General features: G+C 63.8%; 16 protein-coding genes. 6 read left to right on the forward strand and 10 right to left on the reverse strand.

Features of this window, described 5'->3' with window-relative positions; translation table 11 throughout:
• Positions 1–5: 5 nt before the first annotated feature.
• Together RAM60_RS13755 and pabB are read right to left on the reverse strand one after the other, a co-directional pair.
• Positions 6–674: an RluA family pseudouridine synthase gene (locus tag RAM60_RS13755; RefSeq protein WP_369026292.1), complete on the reverse strand. Its 669-nt coding sequence runs from the start codon at positions 672–674 to the stop codon at positions 6–8.
• A complete protein-coding gene (gene pabB, locus RAM60_RS13760) occupies positions 671–2,482 on the reverse strand; it encodes an aminodeoxychorismate synthase component I (protein WP_369026291.1) in 1,812 nt (603 codons plus the stop codon). Before pabB ends, RAM60_RS13755 begins: the two co-directional genes overlap by 4 nt.
• A gap of 109 nt (positions 2,483–2,591) precedes the next feature.
• On the opposite strand from pabB, the gene RAM60_RS13765 reads away from it, so the two are divergent.
• A complete protein-coding gene (locus tag RAM60_RS13765) occupies positions 2,592–4,118 on the forward strand; it encodes a helicase HerA-like domain-containing protein (RefSeq protein WP_369026290.1) in 1,527 nt (508 codons plus the stop codon).
• Here the strand turns inward: RAM60_RS13765 and RAM60_RS13770 are convergent.
• From RAM60_RS13770 to RAM60_RS13790, 5 genes are all read right to left on the reverse strand, one after another.
• Positions 4,115–5,509 (reverse strand): sensor histidine kinase, encoded by a 1,395-nt coding sequence (locus RAM60_RS13770; protein ID WP_369026289.1) that lies wholly within the window; start codon positions 5,507–5,509, stop codon positions 4,115–4,117. The genes RAM60_RS13765 and RAM60_RS13770 overlap by 4 nt on opposite strands.
• A gap of 32 nt (positions 5,510–5,541) precedes the next feature.
• A complete protein-coding gene (locus RAM60_RS13775; RefSeq protein WP_369026288.1) occupies positions 5,542–6,276 on the reverse strand; it encodes a response regulator in 735 nt (244 codons plus the stop codon).
• Between the two features lie 49 nt (positions 6,277–6,325).
• Positions 6,326–7,051 carry a hypothetical protein gene (locus tag RAM60_RS13780; RefSeq protein WP_369026287.1) on the reverse strand — a complete coding sequence of 242 codons (726 nt, stop codon included), beginning with the start codon at positions 7,049–7,051 and terminating at the stop codon, positions 6,326–6,328.
• Positions 7,052–7,250: 199 nt separating this feature from the next.
• Complete coding sequence (locus RAM60_RS13785) at positions 7,251–7,643, reverse strand: VOC family protein (RefSeq protein WP_369026286.1); 393 nt, start codon at positions 7,641–7,643, stop codon at positions 7,251–7,253.
• A 60-nt stretch (positions 7,644–7,703) separates the two neighbouring features.
• The gene (locus RAM60_RS13790; protein WP_369026285.1) at positions 7,704–9,506 is read right to left on the reverse strand and encodes an aminopeptidase P family protein; all 1,803 of its coding nucleotides are present in this window, start codon (positions 9,504–9,506) and stop codon (positions 7,704–7,706) included.
• Positions 9,507–9,664: 158 nt separating this feature from the next.
• Between RAM60_RS13790 and RAM60_RS13795 the strand changes: the two genes are divergently transcribed.
• Both RAM60_RS13795 and RAM60_RS13800 read left to right on the forward strand, forming a co-directional pair.
• The gene (locus RAM60_RS13795) at positions 9,665–11,749 is read left to right on the forward strand and encodes a S9 family peptidase (protein ID WP_369027318.1); all 2,085 of its coding nucleotides are present in this window, start codon (positions 9,665–9,667) and stop codon (positions 11,747–11,749) included.
• Between the two features lies 1 nt (position 11,750).
• Positions 11,751–12,146 (forward strand): acyl-CoA thioesterase, encoded by a 396-nt coding sequence (locus tag RAM60_RS13800; protein WP_369026284.1) that lies wholly within the window; start codon positions 11,751–11,753, stop codon positions 12,144–12,146.
• On the opposite strand, the gene RAM60_RS13805 is transcribed toward RAM60_RS13800, so the two are convergent.
• The 3 genes from RAM60_RS13805 to ald all read right to left on the reverse strand — a co-directional run bounded on the left by RAM60_RS13805 (position 12,143) and on the right by ald (position 16,864).
• Entirely contained in the window at positions 12,143–13,852 is a 1,710-nt protein-coding gene (locus RAM60_RS13805; RefSeq protein ID WP_369026283.1) for a sensor domain-containing diguanylate cyclase, read from the reverse strand. The genes RAM60_RS13800 and RAM60_RS13805 overlap by 4 nt on opposite strands.
• A 67-nt stretch (positions 13,853–13,919) precedes the next feature.
• A complete protein-coding gene (locus tag RAM60_RS13810; RefSeq protein WP_369026282.1) occupies positions 13,920–15,638 on the reverse strand; it encodes a sensor domain-containing diguanylate cyclase in 1,719 nt (572 codons plus the stop codon).
• Positions 15,639–15,748: 110 nt separating this feature from the next.
• Positions 15,749–16,864 carry an alanine dehydrogenase gene (gene ald / locus RAM60_RS13815; RefSeq protein ID WP_200981892.1) on the reverse strand — a complete coding sequence of 372 codons (1,116 nt, stop codon included), beginning with the start codon at positions 16,862–16,864 and terminating at the stop codon, positions 15,749–15,751.
• A gap of 125 nt (positions 16,865–16,989) precedes the next feature.
• Between ald and RAM60_RS13820 the strand changes: the two genes are divergently transcribed.
• From RAM60_RS13820 to RAM60_RS13830, 3 genes are all read left to right on the forward strand, one after another.
• Positions 16,990–17,454, forward strand: coding sequence for an Lrp/AsnC family transcriptional regulator (locus RAM60_RS13820; protein WP_200981893.1), 465 nt, complete (start codon positions 16,990–16,992; stop codon positions 17,452–17,454).
• 179 nt (positions 17,455–17,633) lie between these two features.
• Positions 17,634–20,324, forward strand: a complete 2,691-nt coding sequence (locus tag RAM60_RS13825; protein ID WP_200981894.1) for a TonB-dependent receptor plug domain-containing protein — start codon at positions 17,634–17,636, stop codon at positions 20,322–20,324.
• Between the two features lie 268 nt (positions 20,325–20,592).
• A complete protein-coding gene (locus RAM60_RS13830) occupies positions 20,593–23,472 on the forward strand; it encodes a TonB-dependent receptor domain-containing protein (RefSeq protein ID WP_369026281.1) in 2,880 nt (959 codons plus the stop codon).
• Positions 23,473–23,540 lie beyond the last annotated feature (68 nt).

Here is a 23,540-nt window from a genome sequence, read left to right on the forward strand (position 1 = left end):
GCGGCCTATCCATCGCCGAAGCCGAGCGCGGCGAAATCGGCTGGCAGTGGCGCGCTCGCCTCGATCGGCGGCTTGCCATCGCGCGGAAGGACGATCCCGGCTGCGTGGAGCATGGTGCGCCTGGCTCCCCCATTCCCCTTTGGCCCGTCGCCATAGACGGGGTCGCCGAGCAAGGGGATGCCAAGGCCTGCCTGACAATGCACGCGGATCTGGTGGGTGCGGCCGGTCTCGGGCCGGAACTCTACGAGCGCGCGGCCATCGTTCTCGGCCAGCACGCGCCAGTGGGTGATCGATGGCTTGCCCTTCTTCGCGGCGATCATCCGCCAGCCCTTCTCGGCGCTGCTGATCTTCGACAGCGACAGTTCGATCGTGCCTTCCTGCTCTGCCGGAACCCCTGCGAGGATGCCGAGGTAGCGCTTGCCCACCAGCCGGTCCTCGAAGGCCTTGGCGAAGCGCTTCAGCGCCTTGGGATTACGTGCGAGGAGTAGGCAGCCGCTTGTATCGGTATCGATGCGGTGGACGGGCACGGGATCGCGCTGGAAGCCGAGGCGTAGCTGCTCGAAATGATCTTCGAGGCTCGGTCCGCCCTTGCGCGGCCGCTCGATGGGCAGGCCGCCGGGCTTGTCGATGACCAGCGCCTCGCCGTCTTCGAAGAGAATGGGAATCTTGTTCATGTCTTGAGTTTCGCTGGCATCATCAGCCGCAGGGCATTGCCGAGGAAGAAACCGCCTTCGAGGTCCTCGACCCGCAGTTCCGCCTCGCGCGCCTCGCCATTGTCGATCAGCGTGCGGCGCAACACTCCGGGAAGGAGGCCGAGGCTGGCGGGCGGGGTCAGCAGCACTCCGTCGGCGCCGCGCACGAAGAGGTTCGTCACGCAGCCTTCGGTAAGGAGCCCGTCTTCGCGCACGAAAATGGTTTCCTGCGCCCCATTGGCACGCGCAACGGCCTGGGCATCCTCGTAGAAACCGCGGTCTGTGGTCTTGTGGCGCAGGCGCCAGTCGCCTGGATCGACCGGGAGCGGCATGATGATCGCCGTGGCAGGCTCTGGCCAGGCCTCGGGCATGTCCTGCGCCTCGAGCGCGATGGCGCCCGATCGGCCGGCTAGCAGGCGCACCCGGCTCGGCGCTTCGAGGACGAAACACAGTGCATGAAGCTGGTTGCGCGCCTCGTGCCGGTCGAAGGAGATGCCGAGTTCGGCAGCGCTCGCCTTCATCCGTTCGAGATGTGTCTCGAGGGATGGGATTCCCGCCTCGGGCGTAAAACGCATCGTTTCGATGAGATCGAATTGCGCGGCGCGGTGGTCGGGCGAGGACTTGCGGACGAAGGCGCCCTTCAGCAGCGCCTCGCGCCACTCTGCCCGTGGCTCGCTGTCGGCGACGATGGCACCGCCGACGCCGAGCACGGCCTTGCCGCGCCCGTTCTCGATCTCGGTCAGGCGCAGGGTACGGATGGCGACATTGAAAGCCGCATCCCCGTCGGCATCGATCCTGCCGATCGCCCCGCAATACGGGCCGCGCGGTTCGCGCTCGACTTCGCCGATCAGCTCCATGGCGCGAATCTTCGGTGCTCCGGTGATCGACCCGCAGGGGAAGAGTGCGCGGACGAGGTCAAAGGCACCTTCACCCTCTTTCAGCTTGGCCCGCACGACGCTGACCATCTGGTGGACGGTGGGATAGCTTTCCACGGCAAAGGGGTCGTCCACCCGGACGCTGCCCGCCTCGGCCACCCGGCTGAGGTCGTTGCGCATCAGGTCGACGATCATCAGGTTTTCGGCCTTGTCCTTGACCGATCCGGCAAGCTCCTCGGCGAGCGCGCGGTCGCTGGCCTCGTCTGACCCGCGCGGGCGCGTGCCCTTCATCGGCTTGGCCTTGGCCTCGCGACCCTTCAGCGACACGAACAGTTCGGGGCTTAGGCTCAGCAGCCAGTGCGAACCGTCGAAGATGACCCCGCCATACCCAGCCTGCGCAGCCGGGCGCAGCGCCGCATAGAGGCCCAATGGATCGCCGGTGAAATTGCCCGCAAGCGGGAAGGTCAGGTTTGCCTGGTAGATGTCGCCGGCGCGGATCGCCTCCTGAAGCCGCGCGAAGGCTTGCTCGTAACCGCCGGGCGAAATCTGCGGATCGAGCGGCCCGACACTGCCGCCACCCTGCGCATGGGTAGAGAGCCATTCGGGCATCGCGTCGGCAGCGATATGCTCGGGTTCGTCGAACAGGCCCAGCCAGACGAGTGGCCCTGCCCCGCCCGTGCGGCTGTCGGCCAGCGACTTGAGCCTGGGTTCGAGCGCCAGCCCCGCCTCGTAGGCGATGTAACCGGCAAGGTGCCCGCCACCTGTCCGCGCTTCCTCTGCGCGCGCGAGTACATCCTCGACCTCGTCAGCGTGGCGCGCGACAAAGGTCTCGCGCGGGTTTGCAAACAGCAGCGCGTCTACCGCACCGCTTTCGCGCGCATCATCGAGGAGTACGAAGGGATGCCGGTCGGCCATCGGTCCCACTGCCTTTAGCCGATGCGACGCGCCTGTCGAGGGATAGCTTGACCCGGAGCGCACGCCTGCGCCAAACCGCAGCCTCATTTTCACGGGAGCGGGCGCAAATATGAGCGAGATTTTCCTCGGAGCAACCGAAAGCGGCGAACGGCAGGTATTGCTGCTCGGTCAGGCCAACCGGCACGGGCTCGTCGCGGGGGCGACCGGTACCGGCAAGACCGTCACGCTACAGGGACTTGCCGAGAGCTTCTCTGCCAATGGCGTTCCGGTGTTCCTTGCCGACGTGAAGGGCGACCTGTCGGGCATCTCCATGTCGGGATCGCCGCAGTTCAAACATGCCGACAAGCTGGAAGGCCGGGCCAAGCAGCTCGGCATGACCGATTATACCTATGCCGACAACGCAGCGGTGTTCTGGGACCTGTATGGCGAGAAGGGTTTCCCGATCCGCACTACGGTTTCGGAAATGGGCCCGCTGCTGCTCGCCCGCCTGCTCGATCTGAACGAGACGCAGGAAGGTGTGCTCAACATCGTCTTCCGCTTTGCCGACGAACAGAACCTGCTGCTGCTCGACCTCGGCGACCTGCAATCGATGCTCGCCTACACGGCGGAAAACGCCTCCGAGCTCTCGGCCAAGTACGGCAATGTCACCAAGGCTAGTGTCGGCACGATCCAGCGCCAGCTGCTGAGCTTCGAATCGCAAGGCGCGGACCTGTTCTTCGGCGAGCCTGCGCTGGAGATCGACGATTTCCTGCAGGTCGACGATCAGGGCCGCGGGGTGATCAACATCCTCTCGGCGCAGAAGCTGATGCAGGGGCCGAAGCTCTACGCGACCTTCCTGCTGTGGTTGCTTTCGGAGCTTTTCGAGACCTTGCCCGAAGTGGGCGACCCCGAGAAACCGAAGCTGGTGTTCTTCTTCGATGAAGCCCACCTGTTGTTCGACGATGCGCCCGATGCGCTGCAGGACAAGGTCGAACAGGTGGTGCGCCTCATCCGCTCGAAGGGCGTCGGCGTCTATTTCGTCACCCAGAACCCGATCGACATCCCGGAAAAGATCGCCGGCCAGCTGGGTAATCGCATCCAGCACGCACTGCGCGCCTTCACCCCGCGCGACCAGAGGGCGATCAAGGCGGCGGCCGAAACTTTCCGCATCAATCCCGACCTCGACGTCGCGCAGGCCATTACGGAACTGAAAGTGGGCGAGGCGCTGGTCTCCACGCTCGACGAGGATGGCGCGCCGACAGTGGTCCAGCGCACGCTGATAAAGCCGCCGCATTCGCGCCTCGGCACGGTGACCGACAAGGAACTGGCGATCATCAATTCGGTGAGCAATCTGGACGGAAAGTACGACACGCGGGTCGACCGCGAGTCCGCCGAGGAAGTGCTCGCCGCCAAGGCCGCCGATGCCGCGGCGACCGCAGCCGAGGTCGAGGAGAAAGGGCGCGAGGAAGTCGGCAAGCGCAGCCGCACGTCGACGTCGATGTGGGGCAAGGCCGGCAAGGCCGCGGCGACAGCCGCCGCAGGTTCGCTGACTTCGATCGCGGTCGCGACCGTGCTGGGCAAGAAGTCCAGCGCCGACCCTGTCCGCACCGGCCTCAACGCCTTCGTGCGCAATATCGTCGGCGGCCTGATGCGTTAGGCCGGCAGTCGGAACTCTGCCCTCAGCCCGCCTTCCGGGCGGTTGGTGAGGACCAGAGCGCCACCATGCTGCTCGGCCACCGCGCGGGCGATGGTCAGGCCAAGGCCGGCCCCGCCGGTCTCTCGGTTGCGGCTGGTCTCGCCACGGGTGAATGGCTCCAGCATCGATGCAATGCGGTCTCCGGGTATGCCGGGACCGTCATCGTCGACGCGCAGTATCACCTGTCCTGCATCACGCGTGACGGAAACCCGCGCTGTACCTGCATAACGCAGGGCATTGGTGACGAGGTTGCGCAGGCCGCGCTTCAGCCATGTGAAGTGCACCGGAGCGACGATGCGCCCGCCGGTTTCGAGGGTCACGGGCTCGCCCATGTCCTCGAATTCTTCAACCACCGAAGCCGCTAGCGCGCCAAGCTCGACGCTTTCGGCCTCCGAGTGATTGCGGCCGATGCGGGCGAGCGAAAGGATCTCGTCGAGCGTGAGAGTGATCTCCTCGATCGTCTGCGCCATCTTCGTCCGGGCGCCCTCGTCCTCGACGCTTTCGATACGTACGCGGAGGGCGGCGAGCGGGGTCTTGAGGTCGTGGCCGATAGCGCCGAGCATGACGTCCTTCTCGTCGAGCATCGAGCCGATGCGGCTTTGCATCGCATTGTGGGCTTCGATCAGGTGGCGAACGTCATCGGGGCCGGTTGGCTCCAGGGCAGGCTCGGGTGAGCCGGACCCCGCGAACCTGCGTGTGCTTTCCGCAAGCGCAGCGAGTGGTCCGGTAATCCGGCGCAGGACGAGATAGAGCAGTCCGACCAGGACCACGAACATTATGACCGTCTGGAGAACCAGGGTGCGCACGATGGCCCGGTCGCGCAGCGGCACGGGCATGCGCGCGACTTGCCAGGTGTCGCTGCCACCCTGGCGCAACCCGACCACCAGCAACTCATGGGGAAGGTCGCGCAGTCGCCGGTGGATTAGCGGGTAGTTGGTGGCGGCCTGTTTCACCTCTGGGTCGGACATGAAGGTGCGTTCCGCCACCACGAGCTCAGCGACATCGATCCCTTGCGATTCGAGAAGGCCCTTGAGTGTTTCCTCGCGTTGAGTCGACCGATTGTCGCTGGCAGCGAGCGGGCTGCTGCCCCCTTCACTGTAACGCAGACGGCGTGGAAGGCGAGGAGAGAACGGATCCCCTTCGCGCGGTCCCCGGCGAAATCCGGAATCGAGCGAACCAGGCCTGCGCCGGTCGCGGATCTGCTCGCGATCTGCGCGTGCCGGCCCGGTCAGCAACTGGAAGGCGACCGCGTGCATGAGCCCCATCTCGCGACGCTGCTCCGAGGCGCGATAGAGGAGGGCGGTGGAAATTCCCTGCGCCACCAGCAATGCCACGGCGGTTGCCAAGAGCACTTGGCCAAGGAGGCTCCTGGGCACGAGCCGCATCACACGGGGTCCCGGGTTACACGCAGGACGTCGGCAGAGAGGCGGTATCCGCCGCCGCGCACGGTCTGGATCAGCAGCGGGTTGCGACTGTCGACCTCCAGCTTGCGACGCAACCGGCTGACTTGGTTGTCGACTGCGCGATCGAACAGTTGCGCCTCGCGCCCTTGGACCATGTCGAGCAGGCGATCGCGGTCGAGCACCTGGCGCGGGTGATCGCAGAAGGCGCGCAGCATGCGGAATTCTGCCGTCGAGATGGGTACGAGGGCACCTTCAGGATCGGTCAGGCGGCGCTTGAGTGGATCAAGCGTCCAACCTTCAAAGCGATAGGCCAGTTCCTCGTCCTGCGGTTGGGTCGGACGTTCGGCGCGGCGCAGGACCGAGCGGATGCGGGCGACCAGTTCGCGCGGCTCGAATGGTTTGGTCACGTAATCGTCGGCACCGATTTCCAACCCGACGATGCGGTCCATCGCCTCGCCGCGCGCGGTCAGGAGGATGACGGGCAGGTGCCGGCTTTCGACCAGGTGGCGGCAGAGCGACAGACCGTCCTCGCCCGGCATCATGATGTCGAGCAGGACGAGGTCGGGCAGGTCCTGCGTCAGCCGCGTGCGGGCGGCGGCGGCGCTCTCGGCCTCATGCACGACGAACCCCTGGCGAGTGAGATACTCTGCCAGGGGTTCGCGCAGGGATCGCTCGTCGTCGACGAGGAGCAGTGTGGTAGGCGCGGCGTCGGTCATGTTTGTCCTTGTCGCGCCTACCTTGGGGCAGGAGTTGCGATCAAGCGCCTTACTGTGCCTGGCGCGCTTCGCGCTTGGCCTTCCATTCGGCACGCATGGCCTTGTGCGCGGCATCGCGCTCTTCGGTGCTGATCTTGCCGTCGCGATTGGTGTCGACCTTAGCGAAGTGCGCGGCGAGCGCGGTGTCGAACTCGGCGCGGGTCACGGCCTTGTCGCCATTGGCGTCGGCCATCTCGAGCATCATGTGCGCCCCGCGCATGCCGGGCCCGCCTTCCATGCCGTGCTTGCCGCGCATTCCGCGCTTGCCTTCACGCATGCCTTCACCGCCGCGGTGCTCGCCGCGAGCTTCGTGCATTGCGCGCAGTTCGTCCTGCGACAGGCCGCCGCTATTGTCGGTGTCCATCTTGGCGAAGTGTTCGGCCATCCGCTCTTCGCGGTTGCCGGCCTTGGCGGCGCGACGTTCTTCGCGGCGCTCCTTGCGGGCTTCGTGCATGGCCTTCATTTCTGCCTGCGAGAGTTCACCGTCGTTGTTGGCATCGGCCTTGGCGAACATTTCCTCGTGATGGGCCTGGCGATCGTCGGCATTGATCGTGCCGTCACCGTTCTCGTCCATCTTGGCGAAGAGCTCGTTGCCGTGCGCCTTCATCTCGGCGAGCGTGACGACGCCATCGCCATTGGCATCGGGGTTCGGGCGGTCACCGCGTTGGGCATAGGCGATGCCCGCACCGGTCAGGGCCAGGGCAGCGGCGGAAAGGGAAAGGATGGTCTTGCGCATTGTGTCACTCCGGTTTTGCGAAACGGGGTGAGCCGCAGCGGGCGGGGGGAGGGGGAGGGAGAAAACCGACATCCCGCTGCAGCTCGTGTCCCCTGTCTAGGAGGTCAATGTCGCAGGAATATGCCGGATGCGGGCCGATTTGTATCGCTTTGTCGCGAAGGGGCGACGCGGTTCATCAGTCCGCAATCCGGCGAAGTGGTCAGGCCTTGTCCATCAGGAATGCGTTGAGCTTGTTGCCATCCGGATCGCGGAAATAGGCGGCGTAGAAGACCATGCCGTTCTCGTCGGGTTCGCCACGTGGTCCGGGTTCGCCTTCGCAGCTGCCGCCATTGGCCAGAGCGATGTCGTAGATGCGCTGGACCTGGTCGCGGTCCTTCGCCTCCAGCGCCACCATCACGCCATTGCCGACCGTTGCCGCATTTCCGTCGAACGGCTTGGTCGCAGCGATACCGGGCCCGCCGCCCCATTCGCCCCAGGCGATGAAGGTTTCGAAATCCATCATCCGCCCGACGCCGAATTCGGCGGCGATCGCATCATAGAAGGTCGCGGCACGTGCGAGGTCGTTGGTGCCGAGGGTAACGTATCCGATCATGACAATGCTCCTGCTGTTGCGACTCGCGACAGTAGGAACATTACGTGAACATGCGCGATCCTACAAGGGCGCGCATTCGCGTTCGAGCCATGCCAGGTCCTCGCCATCGAGCTGCGGCGCGAGGATCGCGCGGACCTGCTCGTGATAGCGGTTCCACCAGCCGATCTCCGCCTCGCCGAGCATCGACCTGTCGACCAGCTTGCGATCGAGCGGTACGAAGGTCAGCGTTTCGAAGCCGAGGTAATCACCCTCGCTCGTGATCTGCGCCGGAACGACCAGCACCAGGTTCTCGATGCGGATGCCGTAGTGCCCTGCCTTGTAATAGCCGGGTTCGTTCGAGAGGATCATGCCTGCGCGCAGTTCGGTCATGCTGCCGGGATAGGGGCCATTCGGCTTGGCGATACGCTGTGGCCCTTCGTGGACCGAGAGATAGCTGCCTACCCCGTGGCCGGTGCCGTGGTTGAAGTCGACCCCGCCAGCCCACAGGTGCATGCGCGCCAGCGCGTCGAGCGCGCCACCTGTGGTGCCCTGCGGGAAGATCTGCATTGCGAGCTGGATATGGCCCTTGAGGACGCGGGTGTTGCGGTCGATCATCTCGGCACTGGGCTCGCCCGGGCCGACCCAGACGGTGCGGGTGATGTCGGTCGTACCGTCAGCATACTGGCCGCCCGAATCCACGAGGTAGATGGAGGAAGGCGGGATCGGGATATTGCTGTCTTCGTCGACCTTGTAGTGCGGCAGGGCGGCGTGCGGCCCTGCGGCGCTGATGGTGTCGAAGCTGAGATCGCGCAGGTTCCCGCCCTCCGCGCGAAATTCGCGCAACTTGGCGGCAGCGGTCAGTTCGTCGATATTGCCGCTCGGCGCCTCGATTTCGAGCCAGCGGAGGAAGCGGGTCACAGCCGCGCCGTCGCGCGCCTGTGCATCGCGATGGCCCTGCTGTTCGGCGGCGTTCTTGATTGCCTTGGGCAGGACCGTGGGGTCGCCTTCGCGCACGATCCTGGCTCCGGCTGCCGCAAGTGCATGGAAGATACCTGCCACGGCATGCTGCGGATCGACCGCGACGGTCTTGCCCGATAGCCCTGCCAGTGCCGGCTCGAATTCGTCGCGCGGACGCACCGAAACCGCATTTCCAAGGTGCTGGGTCAGTTCCTGGGTGACCTTCTCGGGCGCGATGAACAGTTCCGCCGTGCCGTCTGCATGGGCGAGGACGTAGGACAGCGCCACCGGCGTGCTGTCGACATCGGTGCCGCGCAGATTGAGCAGCCAGGCGACCGAATCCAGCGCGGTGATGACCGTCGCGTCATAGCCTTCCTTTTTCAGCCAGTCGGCGACTTCGGCGCGCTTGTCGGCGCTCGAACGGCCGGCGAGCTTCTCGTCATGCGGCGTCGCGTGGTTCAGCGACGGCTGCGGGCGGTCGTCCCAGATCGCGTCGATCGGATTACCTTCGACCGGGACCAGTTCGATGCCCTTCTTGGCGAACATTTTTTCCGCTGCTTCGGCCCAGCCGATGCCGTGGAGCCATGCGTCATAGCCTATGCGGCTGCCATTGGCCGCATTATCGGCAATCCACTTCGCCGGGCTGGTGGCAGGCACATCCTCGTAATCGTAGAGCTTGCCGTCGACCTGGTCGCGCACCTGCACGGTGTAGCGGCCGTCGGTGAACATGGCGGCCTTGTCCTTCAGCACCACGGCGCTGCCCGCGCTACCGCCGAAGCCGGTCAGCCATTTGAGGCGCTGGGCATAGGAGCCGACGTACTCGCTCATGTGCTCGTCCGAGATGGGGATGACGAAACCGTCGAGCCCGCGCCTGCCCAGTTCCTTGCGCAGGGCGTCGAGGCGGGCTTCGTGGGTTTGCATGAGCATGGGCGGGTATCCTCTTGTGTCTTTCTTGCCGGTCATTTCCTCCCGGCGCTTGCCGCGCACCCGTGGCCGTCATAGATCAGGGGCGCGCATGGTAGTGCGCCCCACTTAGGCCCCTCCAGCGCCCATTTCCACCCGTTGCCAAGCTCAGGAGTTGTCCCATTTCGACGAGCCGCCCCGCCGCGCCCCCGAAGGCTGAAAAACGCGAGCATTCCTACACCCATCACGGGATCACCATCGCCGATCCCTATGCCTGGCTGCGCGACCCGGGGTACCCCGAGGTCAAGGACAAGGAAGTCCTTGCACATCTGGAGGCGGAGAACGCCTGGTTCGAAGCGCGCATGGAGCCCCACAAGGAACTCGTCGAGACGCTGTTCAAGGAGATGAAGGCGCGCATCAAGGAAGACGATTCCACCGTCCCCCAGCGCCGCGGCGACTGGCTCTACTGGTCGGAGTTCGAAGAGGGCGCGGAATATCGCAAATACTACCGCAAGCCCGCCGAAGGCGGTGGCGAGGCACAGTTGATCCTGGACGAGAACGAGCTTGCGGCGGGCCACGAATATTTCCGCCTCGGCACCTTCTCGGTGTCGGACAACGGCAAGCTGCTGGCCTATTCGATCGATAACAACGGGTCGGAACGGTTCACCGCGCGCTTCAAGGTCATCGAAAGTGGCGAACACCTGCCCGACGAGATTCCCGGCACTCTGTCGGACCTTGTCTGGGTCAAGGACGACACGGCAGTAGTCTATGGTCTCGCCGACGAGAACTGGCGCGTGCACGACGCGACGCTCCACGTGCTCGGCACGCCAATGAGCGAGGACGTCGAACTCTACCGCGAGACCGAGGACGAGGGCTTTCGCGTCGGCGCGGGCCTGTCGGCGCAGGAAGATTGGCTGGTCATCGCCACGGGCGACAACGAGACGTCCGAAGTACGGCTGGTTCCGGCGAACGACCCGACCGCCACGCCGATTCTCGTCAAGCCACGCAAGAAGGGCGTCGAATACGATGTCGACCTGCGGGACGGGACCCTGTGGATCCACACGAACGACGAGCACGTCAATTTCCGCCTCGCCACGGCACCGCTCGAACGACCCGGAGAATGGACGACGCTGATCGAAGGATCGGACGAGTTCTATCTCGACGGCTTCGAACTCTACCGCGATTTCTACGTCACCGAGGGGCGGATCAAGGGTCTCGACCAGATCCAGCTGCGTTCCTACGCCGACCCTAATCTCGTGAAGCCGATCGCCTTTGCCGAAGCGAGTTTCACCACCGGGCTGACCAACAATCCCGAATACCACCAGGACAAGCTGCGGCTGTCGTACCAGAGCATGGTCACGCCGGACTCGGTCTATGACTACCACGTCGCGGCCGGCGAACTCGAACTGCTCAAGCAGCAGGAAATCCCGAGCGGATACGACGCCTCGCTTTACGTGACCGAACGGCTGGAAATCGAGGCGCGGGACGGGACCATGGTCCCGGTCAGCGTGGTCATGCGCAAGGACCGCGAGCCGGGCGGACCGCTCCACCTCTACGCCTATGGCGCCTACGGCTATGCCGTGCCGCCGGGTTTTTCGACCACGCGCCTCAGCCTCGTCGATCGCGGTTTCGCCTATGCCATCGCGCATATCCGTGGCGGCGACGATCTCGGGCGCAAGTGGTACCTTGCGGGCAAGCTTGCCGAGCGGACCAACACCTTCAACGATTTCGTCGACGTGGCCAAGGGACTGATCGCAAAGGGCTACACGCAAAAGGGGCGCATCAGCATTTCGGGAGGCTCGGCCGGGGGCGAACTGATGGGCGTCGTTGCCAATACCGACCCTGATTTGTGGGGCGCGGTGGTGGCGCATGTGCCCTTCGTCGACGTGCTTTCGACCATGCTCGATGGCGATTTGCCCCTGACCCCCGGCGAGTGGCCGGAGTGGGGCAATCCGATCGTCTCCAAACAGGCATTTGCGCAGATCCTTGCCTACAGTCCCTATGACCAGGTGGTGGCGCAGGATTACCCGCCGATGCTGGTGACCGCCGGGCTAAACGACCCGCGGGTCACCTATTGGGAGCCGGCGAAGTGGGTCGCCAAGCTGCGCGAGCTCAAGACCGACGGCAACGAACTGCTGCTGAAGACCAACATGGGCGCCGGCCATGGCGGCAAGTCGGGCCGCTTCGAGAGCATTCGCGAGACGGCCGAGGAGGTCGCCTTCGTGCTGTGGCAGCTCGGGGTGACCGAACACCGGGGTGAACGGTGACATGAAGCGCTTCATTCGCACCTTCGTCGCCGCTCCCGAACACATCGACGAACTAGGCCACGTCAATAATACCGTCTGGGTGCGCTGGATCCAGGATATGGCCACCGCGCATTGGGATGCCGTAGCGCGACCGGAAGATCGCGAGGCGTTCTTCTGGGTCGTGACCCGTCACGAGATCGATTATCGCGGCAATGTCGACGAGGGGCAGACCGTCACCGGCGAGACCTGGATCGAAGGCCCCGCACGCGGTGCGACCTCGCTCCGCCGGGTCGATTTCCGCAACGATGCGGGCAAGGTGATCGTCTCCGCTGCGACCACCTGGGCGATGCTCGACCGGGCGAGTAACCGCCTGGTCCGCGTCCGGCCCGAGGTCCTGGCACCCTTCTCCGAAGACTAGGCCGCGGCGGCTCCGCGCTGATCGACCTGCGGCTGGAACAGCTCCAGCCGTTCGTGGACCATGCGATTCCGCCCGTCGCACTTGGCACTGTAGAGCAGTTGGTCGGCGCGCGAATAGATGGTCGCGAAATCGATCTCGCTCTCGCCGATCACGGCGGAAAAATCGAGAAAGCCCATGCTGGCGGTAATCGGCCTGTCGAGTCCGTCGATCTCTGCCAGGATACGCACGGTAATTGCCCGACGGCGCGCTTCGGCACGCTGGCGGGCGTCCGTTCCGCGCAGGAGGAGCAGGAATTCCTCGCCGCCCATGCGCACCACGCGCGCCTCTGCATCTCCGGACAGTGCCTGCGCGGATGCCTTCAGCACCTCGTCACCCATGGCATGGCCGAATTCGTCATTGATCGACTTGAAGCGGTCGAGGTCGAGCAGCGCGACCGAGGTGTAGCCCTGCGCCACCAGCCCGGCGAAGTCGTCAGTCATGGCGCGGCGGTTTAGCACGCCGGTCAGCGGATCGTGCCGCGCCTGCTGCGCCAGCCCTTCGGCCTCGGCCTTAACCTTGTCGCGTTCGTGGCGCAGGACGAGGAATCGGTCGGCAACACCGAAAGTCGTCGCCACGACTTCCAGCACCACGCCGAGGAGAAAGAGTGCTCCTGCGTCGTAGGTCGGCATGCCGGGGACGAGGTGGCTGACCGTACGGATCAAGCCGACGATGACGAGCGGGGCAAAGCCGATGGCGAGGAAGCGGGCCGAGCGGCTGCCCTTGCGCCAAGCCTGCCACGTTGCCCAGACGAAGTACGGGCTGGTGGCGAAACAGGCGACATAGAATACCGTTGCAGGCAGGCTGCCGAGAGCCGGAAGGTGGGGCGAGTGGAGCAAGGTTGCCAAGGCCACGAGAGCGGCTTGCAACCTGAAGACCTGGGCTGCGTTTCGCGGCAGGTATTCACGCTCCAGGAAGGCCCCGGTAAAGAGGTTGGCGGCGATCACGATCCCTCCGAAGCTCGCGACGCCAAGCATGCGCGAGGTCGGCAGGTCGAGCGCGAAGAGCGGGATGTTGAGGCCCGACACGGTGACAAGGTGCACCAGCGTGCTGCCGATCATGGCAATATGGAACAGGCTGAAGCGCTCACGCAAAACATGGTAGACACCGGCGTCGATCAGCATCGGCATCAGCAGCACGCCGATGACCAGTGCAAACACCAGCAGGACATTGCGATCCTCCGCGCTCGAGCCGGGCACGCGATCCTCAAGGCGGAGGTAGTCGAGCGGCATGGTCTCGGTGCCGCCCTCCATGATCGCGTAGAATGTCTGGGTCTGGTCCGTGATGACGGGGACGGGCAGGCTGAACTGGCGATCGAGAAACGCCTGCTGTCCATCGGCGAAGACGCTGCGCGTCATGCGGATGGCACCGCCCTGATCGACGGTCACGAAGGTGAGCGAGGAGAAATCGGCCTTGCGCGAGATGGCGTACTTGAGCGATCCGCGATCAGTAGTCGACGATAGGTCGATGCGCAGAACCTGGAATCGTTCTGGCTCGACCGAGAATTCTGCCGGGCAGTGCCAACCCGCGAGCGAAGCCAGGGCAGATGCTGTTGGCGCCTTGTCGAAAGTCAGCGAGCAGCGCTCCTGTGACGAAGTCGGAGCAGCAATCGCCTCCACGCCGCAAAGCGCGAGCAAACTTGCCAGCAGTATCCCGATGATCCTGTTCACGACCCGATCCCCTTGTCGGGTCGTGGTAACGGACAAAAGTTCCAGTCGGGTAAATCCGAGAGGGAAATCAGGCTACGGCGGCGGTGCTGCCACCATCTTCCTCGAACTCGGGTTCGAACAGCTCGAGCTTGTCGGCAGCCATGCGGTTGCGGCCCGCGCACTTGGCATCATAGAGCAGCTGGTCGACGCGCGTGTAGAGCGCATCGAAGTCGACGCCCGCCTCGTTCCTGACCTGCGAAAAGTCGAGGAAGCCCATGCTGGCGGTGACCGGTCGATCGAGCCCGCCGATATGTGCCAGGGTCCGCACGGTCACTGCGCGGCGCAATGCTTCTGCCCGCTCGCGCGCGTCGAAGCCGCGGAGCAGCAGGAGGAATTCCTCGCCGCCGATCCGGAATGCCACCAGATCGCGTGCGGCCCCGCCTTGCAACGCTTCGCCGGTGCACCGCAATACGGCATCGCCGATCGGGTGCCCGTGCTGGTCATTGATCGATTTGAAGTGGTCGATGTCGAGTACCGCCATCGCGGAGAAGCCCTCTTCGACAAGCGTTTCATAGCGTGCCTCAAGGGCCCGGCGATTGAGCAGGCCAGTGAGCTGGTCATGCTCGCTCAGCGCTTCGAGCGTGCGGGCCTCGTCTACCGCCTGGTCGCGTTCGCGCTTGATCGCGATGAAGCGGTCGGCAACCGCCAGCGCCGTCGCGACGACTTCGAACAGCAGGGCAAAATTCTGCGGCCATGTCTCGTCGAAGGTATAGCTGGCCGGGAACCACAGTATGCTGGCGAATTGCGCCACGATGATCGAAGTGAAGGGAGCAAAACCTAGGATCAGGTATGGTGCCATCAGGCTACCGCGCTTCCACGCCTGCCCAAGGACAACGAAATAGGTTCCCAGCATCAAGATGTAGGCACCGAAATAGGCGTGGTCGATCCACTTGCCGAAAAGCTCCGGGAAGAAGGTCGTCGAAATCCCGTTGGCCAGGGCTAGCGGAGCGATGGCGAGCAGGGCCAGGCGACCCCTGCGCCCCAAGGCCGCAGGCTCGATGAAATTGCTGGCGAAAAGCATAGTTGCGGCGATCATCACATCGACGCTCATGTAGGTGATGTAGAGCTCGGTCTTGAAATCGATCGAACTCATCAGCGGGATCAGGCCCGAAACGGAAGCGGTCTGGACGAAGGCCATTGCACAGAACAGTGCGTGCCACAGCGGAAAGGGTTCGCGCAGCGCCCTGAAGTACCCCAGGTCGAAGAGGATAGGGGTCAGCAACAGGCCGCAAATCAACGCTGCATAGAGGTGTATCAAACCAGCGATCGGCGGGACCGACGGCTGGTCGACAAGTTCTGCGGCGGCCAGAGCCTCAGGCCATTTCCCACCGTCGAGGGTGAACACCAAGGCAGTCGCTCGCCCCCTGATTTCCGGCAGTTCGACCATGGATTGCAGGCTGGACGCGCCGAGCCATGTGTCGGTGAAACCGTAGCTGCGGCTCACCGCACGGCCTTCCTCGTTGACGAGGGTCACTGTCAGCCGCTCGAACTCGTAACGTTCGAACTCGGCAAAATGAGGATTGCCGTCGGCGACTGTACGCTCTGCAAGATCGAGCCGGACGATATGGCGCTGCTGCTTGAACTCGTATTTGTCAGAATTGCATGTCCAGCTTTCCGGCTTCTGCAGGGCATCGGCAAACTGAAGGTCGCGGCTACCGGAAATGTGACAGACCGACGCGGGGGCGAAACCACCTTCCGCCGCTGCAGGCCCGGCCACGACGAAAAAGCCCGCGATGAACGCGAGCATCACGCACCGGACGGCGCGCGAAATCGTCGAGGAGAGACCCCGTCCCATCCCGCCGTTTTAAGCACGAGGGCTTAAAGCGGCGTTACGGGTGCGGGAGTAGATTATTTACCTTAGCCGATAACCTCGGCCACCGGGCGGTAGTCGTAGCCCAGTTCCTTGGCCACGGCTTCGTAGGTCACCTGGCCAGCGTGGACGTTGAGCCCTTCTGCCAGGTGCGGGTCGCTGCGCAGGGCTTCCTTCCAGCCGAGATTGGCGATGCGCAGGGCATGCGGCAGAGTCACGTTGTTGAGCGCGTATGTGCTGGTGCGCGCAACTGCGCCCGGCATGTTGGCAACGCAGTAGTGGACGATGTCGTCGACCACGTATGTCGGCTCGGCATGCGTGGTCGCACGGCTGGTTTCGAAGCAGCCACCCTGGTCGATCGCGACGTCGACGAGGACCGCGCCCTTCTGCATGTCCTTGAGCATCTCGCGGCTGACCAGCTTGGGCGCGGCAGCGCCCGGGATCAGGACTGCGCCGATGACGAGATCGGCTTCGCACACGGCCTCGTAGAGATTGGCGGCGTTGGAAAAGCGCGTCTTGGCGCGGCTCTCGAAATGGGTGCCAACGCGCTCCAGCACTTCGGGGCTGCGGTCGAGGATCGTCACGTCGGCACCGAGGCCGGCGGCCATCTGCGCCGCGTTGAATCCGACCACGCCTCCGCCGATCACGGTGACCTTGCCCGGCATCACGCCCGGAACGCCGCCGAGCAGCACACCGCGTCCGCCATGGGCCTTCTCGAGCGCGGTGGCGCCTGCCTGCACGCTCATGCGGCCGGCAACCTGGCTCATCGGCTTCAGCAAGGGCAGCTGGCCGCCCGGGCCGGTCACGGTCTCGTAGGCGATGCCGGTGACGCCGCTGGCGACGAGTTCCCTGGTCTGCTCCGGGTCGGGCGCGAGGTGGAGGTAGGTGTAGAGGATCTGGTCGGCACGCAGCTTGGCGCGCTCGACCGCCTGCGGTTCCTTGACCTTCACCACCATTTCGCATTCCGCGAAGATCGGATCGGGTCCGTCAACCACCTTGGCACCCGCAGCGACATACTGGGCGTCGGTCGCACCGATGCCCGAACCGGCCTGGGTCTCGATCCAGACCTCGTGACCGTTGTTCACGAGTTCGCGCGCGCTCTCGGGCGTGAGGCCGACGCGGTATTCGTGGTTCTTGATTTCCTTGGGGCAGCCGATGCGCATGATATCTCTCCTTATCGGTCCGACATAGCGCCAAAGCCGGGGAATGTTTTGCCTCAATAATCTCCCGATTGACGGATGATCGGAAAATATTACTGTCTATCTCCATTTATATGGGAAAATATTGCATGGACCGCGCTGACAGGAAATTGCTTACCGCACTGCAGGAAGATTCGACGCGTTCGCTCGCCGAGCTTGCCGACCTCGCCGCGCTGTCGCCATCGGCCTGTCACAGGCGGGTCAAGGCGCTCGAGCAGGCAGGGATCATTTCGGGCTATGGGGCAAGGCTCGATCCGGCCCGCCTCGGCCTCAGCCTGGTGGTGTCGGTCGAGATCACCCTGATCAGCCAAAGCAGTGAGGCGATGGCCGCGTTCGAGGCGGCGGTGCAGGACTTCGACGATATCCTCGATTGCCACCTGATGTCGGGCGCCGGCGATTACCTGCTGCGGGTCGCTGCGCGCGATCTGGAGCAGTTCGATCGAATTCACCGCGAATGCCTGTCGCGGCTACCGGGCGTTTCCTCGATGCGGTCCAGTTTCCAGATTCGCAGTATCAAGCGCTGGACTGGCTATCCCGTAGCGCGAGACCTTTGAGGTGGCATCGCTGCAGTGATGCCGAAATCACCCGCATTGCAATTATGTTACGAAAAATTCAGGCAAAGGGTTGTTTTCTGAAAGGTGCCGGTTAACCCTGTCCCTCGGGTCGAATGCGGGAGGGGCGGCGTCAGGCCGATATTTCCGCATGGACTAAACGTTCCTGGGGAGAAAACCTTATGAATTTTAGAGGGAAACAGCCTTCGGCGCGGGCGCTGCTCGTTGCTGCCACGGCGGTTTGGGCGCTTGCCAGCGCCGACGTCGCGATGGCGCAGGATGCCGGTAGCGATGATACCGCTGCAGCCGAAGAGGATTCCGACGCTCCGGCCATCGTCGTCATTGGTACACGCCGTACTGACCGCAGCGCGGTGAATTCGGCATCGCCGGTCGATGTCATTTCGGCGAGCGAGATCCAGTCGCAGCCGGCCGCGAACATGCTCGACGTCGTGAAGAACGTCGTGCCGTCGTTCTTCGTGCCGCAAAACACGATTTCGGACGCATCGACCTTCGTGCGCGCGCCGTCGCTGCGCGGCCTTCCGGCCGACAACATTCTCGTAATGCTCAACGGCAAGCGTTTCAACCGCTCGGCGCTGGTGCAGGTCTACACCGGCGGCGACACGGCGCTGTCGTTCGGATCGCAGGGCGCGGACATCTCCTCGATCCCGGCGATTGCCGTGGGCAACCTTCAGGTCCTGCGTGACGGCGCGACCGCGCAATACGGTTCGGACGCCATCGGCGGCGTGCTCAACTACGGTCTGCGCGACGATACCGGTTTCGAGGCGCAGGCACTCTATGGCCAGCACTATGAAGGCGATGGCGAAACCTGGCAGATTTCCGGCTACGGCGGCATCGGCCTGGGTGACAACGGTTTCATCTCGGTTGCCGGCGAATATTACGACAGTGAAGGCACCAGCCGCGGTGTCCAGCGCCCGTCGGCAGTGAACTTTGCCAACCAGTTCCCCAACCTGGCCGACCAGCTACCCAACTATCCGGGCCCGGTACAGATCTGGGGCTCGTCGCCTTCGCACGGCTGGAAGGTCGTGGTGAACAGCGAATTCGAAGTTTCGCCGCAAGCCACCTTCTACCTGTTCGGCAACTTCGCCAATTCGAAGGCCGACCAGAGCTTCAACTACCGCGAGGCGGTGACCACCACGGCCACCCGCTTCAACGGGACATCATCGTCCACGGGTACGCTTTCCGCAAACTCGGCATTCCGTCATCCGATCTACCTGACGGCATGTCCGGCGGGCAACGCAACCTGCCCGAGCGGCGGGTTCGTGCGCGACGCCAATGTGTTTAACTTCACCGAGCTCTATCCGGCCGGTTTCACCCCGCGCTTCGTTGGCGAAACCGATCAGGCGATCGGCGTTGCGGGCATCAAGGGCTCGCTGGATTCGGGTTTCACCTACGACCTTTCGGGGTCGCTGGCCCGCCAGTCGCTGAACCTGTCGATGTACAACTCGCTGGCACCTTCATACGGTCCGGCGACGCAGACCGAGTTCCAGTTCGGCAAGCTGATCCAGCGCGAACTCAACCTCAACCTCGACATGACCTATCCGCTCGACATGGGTCTTGCGAGCCCGGTCACGTTGTCGTGGGGTGCTGAATTCCGGCGCGAGGAATACGAGGCGACAGAGGGTGATCCGCAGTCCTACGGTGCCGGCCCATACGCTGTGCAGGACCTCTATGTTCAGACCTCGCCGGGCGTCTATGCCTATGACTCCACCGTAACAATGCCTCCTGCAGCCAGCGGCTACGGCGGCACCAGCCCGACCTTTGCCGGCACCAGCAGCGAAAAGAGCTGGGGCGTTTACGTGGGTGCAGAAGCCGACCTTACCGATCGCCTGTCGATGGGTATTGCCGGTCGTTACGAGGACTACGAGAACTTCGGCAGCGCTACGGTCGGCAAGATCAACGCCCTGCTCGAAGTGACCGATGCCGTTTCGCTGCGCGCGACGGCGGGCACGGGCTTCCACGCTCCCTCGCCCGGCCAGAACAACGTCCAGGTCCTGACCACCACCTTTATCCAGGGCAACCAGGTGCAGGTGGGTACCTATCCGGTGACGAGCGACATTGCCCAGTTCTACGGGGCAACTACCCTCGGACCGGAAGAATCGACCAACTTCGGTGCCGGTATCGTCATCAAGCCGTCGAACAACTTCACGCTCACGGCGGATGGTTATTCGATCAAGGTGCGCGACCGTATCGGTATCTCGCAGACCTTCACGGTGAGCGCAGCCGACATCGTCGCCCTGCCTTCGCTTGCTGGTGTGGGTGAAGGCGGATCGGTCCAGTACTTCACCAACGGCTTCGATACGCTCACCCGCGGTATCGACGTCGTGGGTACCTATCGTACCGGCCTTGGCGACGGTTCGCTCAACCTCACGCTCGCGTACAACTACAACAAGAGCAAGGTGACGAACTTCGACCCGGGTGTGATCGGACCGACGCAGCTGATCGACATCAAGTACCTTGCGCCGAACCACCGGGCGACCTTCTCGGCCAACTGGGAAATCGGCGATTTCGCGATCAATTTCCGTGAGAGCTATTACGGCGAATGGCGCGATTCCAACGACTACCCCATTCGTGAAGGCAACCTCTCGACCGGAGCGATCATCGATGGCCAGCACTTCGGTGCCAAGTTCATCACCGATCTCGATGTGAGCTACACCTTCGCGGACAAGTACACGCTGACGGTGGGTGCGAACAATCTGTTCGATACCTATCCCGACAAGATCGCAGCCACGGTGAACAATCCGATCTACGATCTGACGGGCAGCATCTCGAACGGATCTATCTATCCGCGTCCGGGCGGGCCTTTCGGCCTCAACGGCGGGTACTGGTACGCTCGTATCCGCGTGAAATACTGATCACGCGATACATTGCTAAGCGATGCGGACGGGGGGACGAGAGTCTCCCCGTCTTGCGTTATACTGACCAAAATTCGGCTTATACATGCAGCGTGCGATCTTGATCGCCAATAACCTAGCTTAATACTTGCAATTCTCTTCTCACCCGCCATGTGGTGCAATTGTAACAGGGGCGCAACATTACGCTATCCCTGTAAAATAACCTTTTGCCGAATTCCGATTTGGAGCGATCATTTGATCCTTGCAACATGACAAGGACACAGTTCTTATGCGTCGTTCTTTCCTTCTTGCTTCGAGCGGCTTTGCCCTCGCAGTCAGCGCAACCACGCCCGCTTGGGCCCAGGAAGTAACGTCCGGAGGCGCGGAAGCGGCGGAAGCCACTCCGGGAGCACCGATCATCGTCACTGGTTCGCGCATTCGCCGCGACCCGCTCGACAACCCCTCACCCGTCATTTCCCTCGACGATGCAGCGCTGGAGCAGACCGGTCTTTCATCGGTTGCGGATATCCTCCAGCGCCTCCCCAGCGCTGCCGGCGGCCTGAACACCAAGGTCAACAACTCGGGTAACATCGGCAACCCGCAGGATGGTGGCGGCGTCGGTGCAGGTACGGCTGAAATCGACCTGCGCTACCTGCTGGCCAAGCGTACCCTGGTCCTCGTCGACGGCATGCGCTACGTGCCCGCCACTGCAGCGAGCGGCATTCCCTCAACGATCGACTTGAACTCGATTCCGCAGAGCATGATCCAGCGGATCGAAGTGCTGCAGTCGGGCCAGTCCCCGCTTTACGGCTCTGACGCCATCGCCGGGGTCGTCAACATCATCACCAAGCAGCAACAGGATGGCCTGCAGGCCTCGGCCAAGTACGGCCAGTACCTCAAGTACAACGATGGCGAGACGCTTGACCTGTCACTGAGCTACGGCGCCAGCGGCGAGCGTGTTTCGGTCGCAGCCGGCATCGATTATGTCGACCAGAAGCAGGTCCGCACTGCCAATCGCGAACTGACCCAGTTCCCTAACCCGGGCCAGACCAGCTGCACCGATCCCATCGGTGGCTGTTCGTCGGGCACGCTAGGCGGGCGCATTGCGTTCAACCCGGGCAACCCGTCGCTTCCCGCAGGTGGCAGCGTCACCGTGCGCAGTTTCCCGCTGACCACGCGCGGCGTCTACGACCCGACGCTTGTCGGCGGCGACTTCAAGGCCTTCACCAGCGCCGATCGCTTCAACTTCGCGCCTTTCAACCTGCTGCTGACGCCTTCGGAGCGTTACGGCGCGTGGCTGAGCGCCAAGGCGGAGCTGACCGACACGATCAACCTGCGCACGAGGATGGTCTACAACCGCCGCAACTCGAAGAACCAGGCAGCATTCCTGCCGCTGTTCCTCGGGCCCGATGCGGGTAACGGCAACCTCCTCGACACCGTGTCGATCGACGTGACCAACCCGTACAACCCCTTCGGCATCACGCTCAATTCGGGTGCCGACGGCAATCCGGCGACCTACAGCTTCATTGGCCGTCGACTGGTTGAAAATGGCCAGCGCACCTACACCCAGAAGGTCGACACCTGGACCGTGGCGGCGACGCTCGACGGCCGCCTGGGCGCAAACTTCTATTGGGACGTGAATGCTGTCCTGGGCTGGAACGATGCGCACCAGCTGTTCACGGGCAACGTCAACGCCGCCAAGGTGGCGCAGGCGCTCGGCCCGGTCGCCAACTGCACCGGCGACTGCGTGCCGCTGAACATCTTCGGCGGTGCCGGGTCGATCACGCAGGACATGCTCAACTTCATCTCGTTCGACGAGAGGTCGAAGAGCGACCAGCGTCTGCAGGACTACACGGCGAACCTCTCGGGTGACCTCTTCGAACTGCCGGGCGGCATGGTCGGAATTGCGGTCGGCTACGAGCATCGCCACCAGAGCGGTTCGTTCACCCCCGATCCCATCATCCAGGCCGGGCTTGGTGCCGACATCCCGGCGCAGGCTGCGTCGGGCAGCTACAACACCAACGAGTTCTACGGCGAGTTGCGTGTGCCGCTGCTCAAGGAGACGCCGTTCTTCGAACTGCTCGAACTCGACGGTGCGGTCCGGTACGCGGATTATTCGACCGGGTTCAGCAACACCAGCTTCACCGGAACGCTGCTGTGGAAGCCGGTGCCCGACGTCTTGTTGCGCGGATCCTATGCCGAAGGCTTCAGGGCCCCGGCGCTCGGCGAACTCTTCGGTGCGCAGTCGCGTGCCGACGCGCCGATCGACGATCCCTGCACCAACGTGGCCGGCTCGCCGTGGCAGACCGACACCACTGTGCGCCAGAACTGTATCGCCAACGGGGTACCCTCGGACGGTAGCTACAACGAGCCCAATGGTGGCCAGCTCCCCACTCTGACCGGCGGCAACTCGGCGTTGAATCCCGAAACCTCCGAGACCTGGCTGGTCGGTGCAGTATACAGCCCCGACTGGGCGCGCGGCGGAGCGTTGCAGGACCTGAGCCTCGAGGTGAACTATTACGACATCACCGTCGACGGGGCGATCGCCGCGATCAATCCGCAGGTTACGCTGGCACGTTGCGCATCGCTCGGCGACGCGCTGGCATGCGACAATGTGACGCGTACCGCCAGCGGTCGCATCGCCAGCATCCAGGGCCTGCTGCAGAACATCGGCAAGATCGAGACCAGCGGGTACGATGCCACGTTCAATGCCCGAACCAGCGAAGGTGGTGCCGGAAGCTTCGGCCTCTCGGTCAATGCCAATCTGCTGACCAAGTACAAGGAAACGCTCCCGACCGCAGGCGGATCGGCGACGGTGGACTATCGCGGAACGACCCGCGGCTTCCCCGACCAGTCGTATCCGAAGTTCAAGGCGACGAGCGTCCTCTCCTGGTCGCTTGGCGGCTTCGATGCGGCGTTCACCGGCCGGTACATATCCAAGGTGACCGAAGCAGACGGCAAGGAAATGAACTCGCGGTTCTACACCGACATGCAGCTGGCCTTCACGCCCAGCTTCATGAACGATTCCTTCCGCTTCACGGTCGGCATCCTGAACCTGTTCGACAAGGATCCGCCGGCTTGCTTCAGCTGCACGGGACCGAATTACGACCCGACGACCTACGACATCCCGGGTCGCTTCGGATACGTCCAGCTGAACTACAAGATGTAATGCAAATGGAGGGGCAGGCGGTGCGCTTGCCCCTCTTTTGTTGCCTGCGCCCTGTCTGAATGAGGGCC

The organism is Qipengyuania sp. RANM35, from assembly GCF_041021145.2.
GTDB classification, from domain to species: domain Bacteria; phylum Pseudomonadota; class Alphaproteobacteria; order Sphingomonadales; family Sphingomonadaceae; genus Qipengyuania; species Qipengyuania soli.

Excerpts from the sequence above, each read along its gene's own strand:
- RAM60_RS13755 (WP_369026292.1), bottom strand. The coding sequence starts at position 674 with ATGAACAAGATTCCCATTCTCTTCGAAGACGGCGAGGCGCTGGTCATC.
- pabB (WP_369026291.1), bottom strand. The coding sequence starts at position 2,482 with ATGGCCGACCGGCATCCCTTCGTACTCCTCGATGATGCGCGCGAAAGC.
- RAM60_RS13765 (WP_369026290.1), top strand. The coding sequence starts at position 2,592 with ATGAGCGAGATTTTCCTCGGAGCAACCGAAAGCGGCGAACGGCAGGTA.
- RAM60_RS13775 (WP_369026288.1), bottom strand. The coding sequence starts at position 6,276 with ATGACCGACGCCGCGCCTACCACACTGCTCCTCGTCGACGACGAGCGA.
- RAM60_RS13780 (WP_369026287.1), bottom strand. The coding sequence starts at position 7,051 with ATGCGCAAGACCATCCTTTCCCTTTCCGCCGCTGCCCTGGCCCTGACC.
- RAM60_RS13785 (WP_369026286.1), bottom strand. The coding sequence starts at position 7,643 with ATGATCGGATACGTTACCCTCGGCACCAACGACCTCGCACGTGCCGCG.
- RAM60_RS13790 (WP_369026285.1), bottom strand. The coding sequence starts at position 9,506 with ATGCTCATGCAAACCCACGAAGCCCGCCTCGACGCCCTGCGCAAGGAA.
- RAM60_RS13800 (WP_369026284.1), top strand. The coding sequence starts at position 11,751 with ATGAAGCGCTTCATTCGCACCTTCGTCGCCGCTCCCGAACACATCGAC.
- RAM60_RS13810 (WP_369026282.1), bottom strand. The coding sequence starts at position 15,638 with ATGCTCGCGTTCATCGCGGGCTTTTTCGTCGTGGCCGGGCCTGCAGCG.
- ald (WP_200981892.1), bottom strand. The coding sequence starts at position 16,864 with ATGCGCATCGGCTGCCCCAAGGAAATCAAGAACCACGAATACCGCGTC.
- RAM60_RS13820 (WP_200981893.1), top strand. The coding sequence starts at position 16,990 with ATGGACCGCGCTGACAGGAAATTGCTTACCGCACTGCAGGAAGATTCG.
- RAM60_RS13825 (WP_200981894.1), top strand. The coding sequence starts at position 17,634 with ATGAATTTTAGAGGGAAACAGCCTTCGGCGCGGGCGCTGCTCGTTGCT.
- RAM60_RS13830 (WP_369026281.1), top strand. The coding sequence starts at position 20,593 with ATGCGTCGTTCTTTCCTTCTTGCTTCGAGCGGCTTTGCCCTCGCAGTC.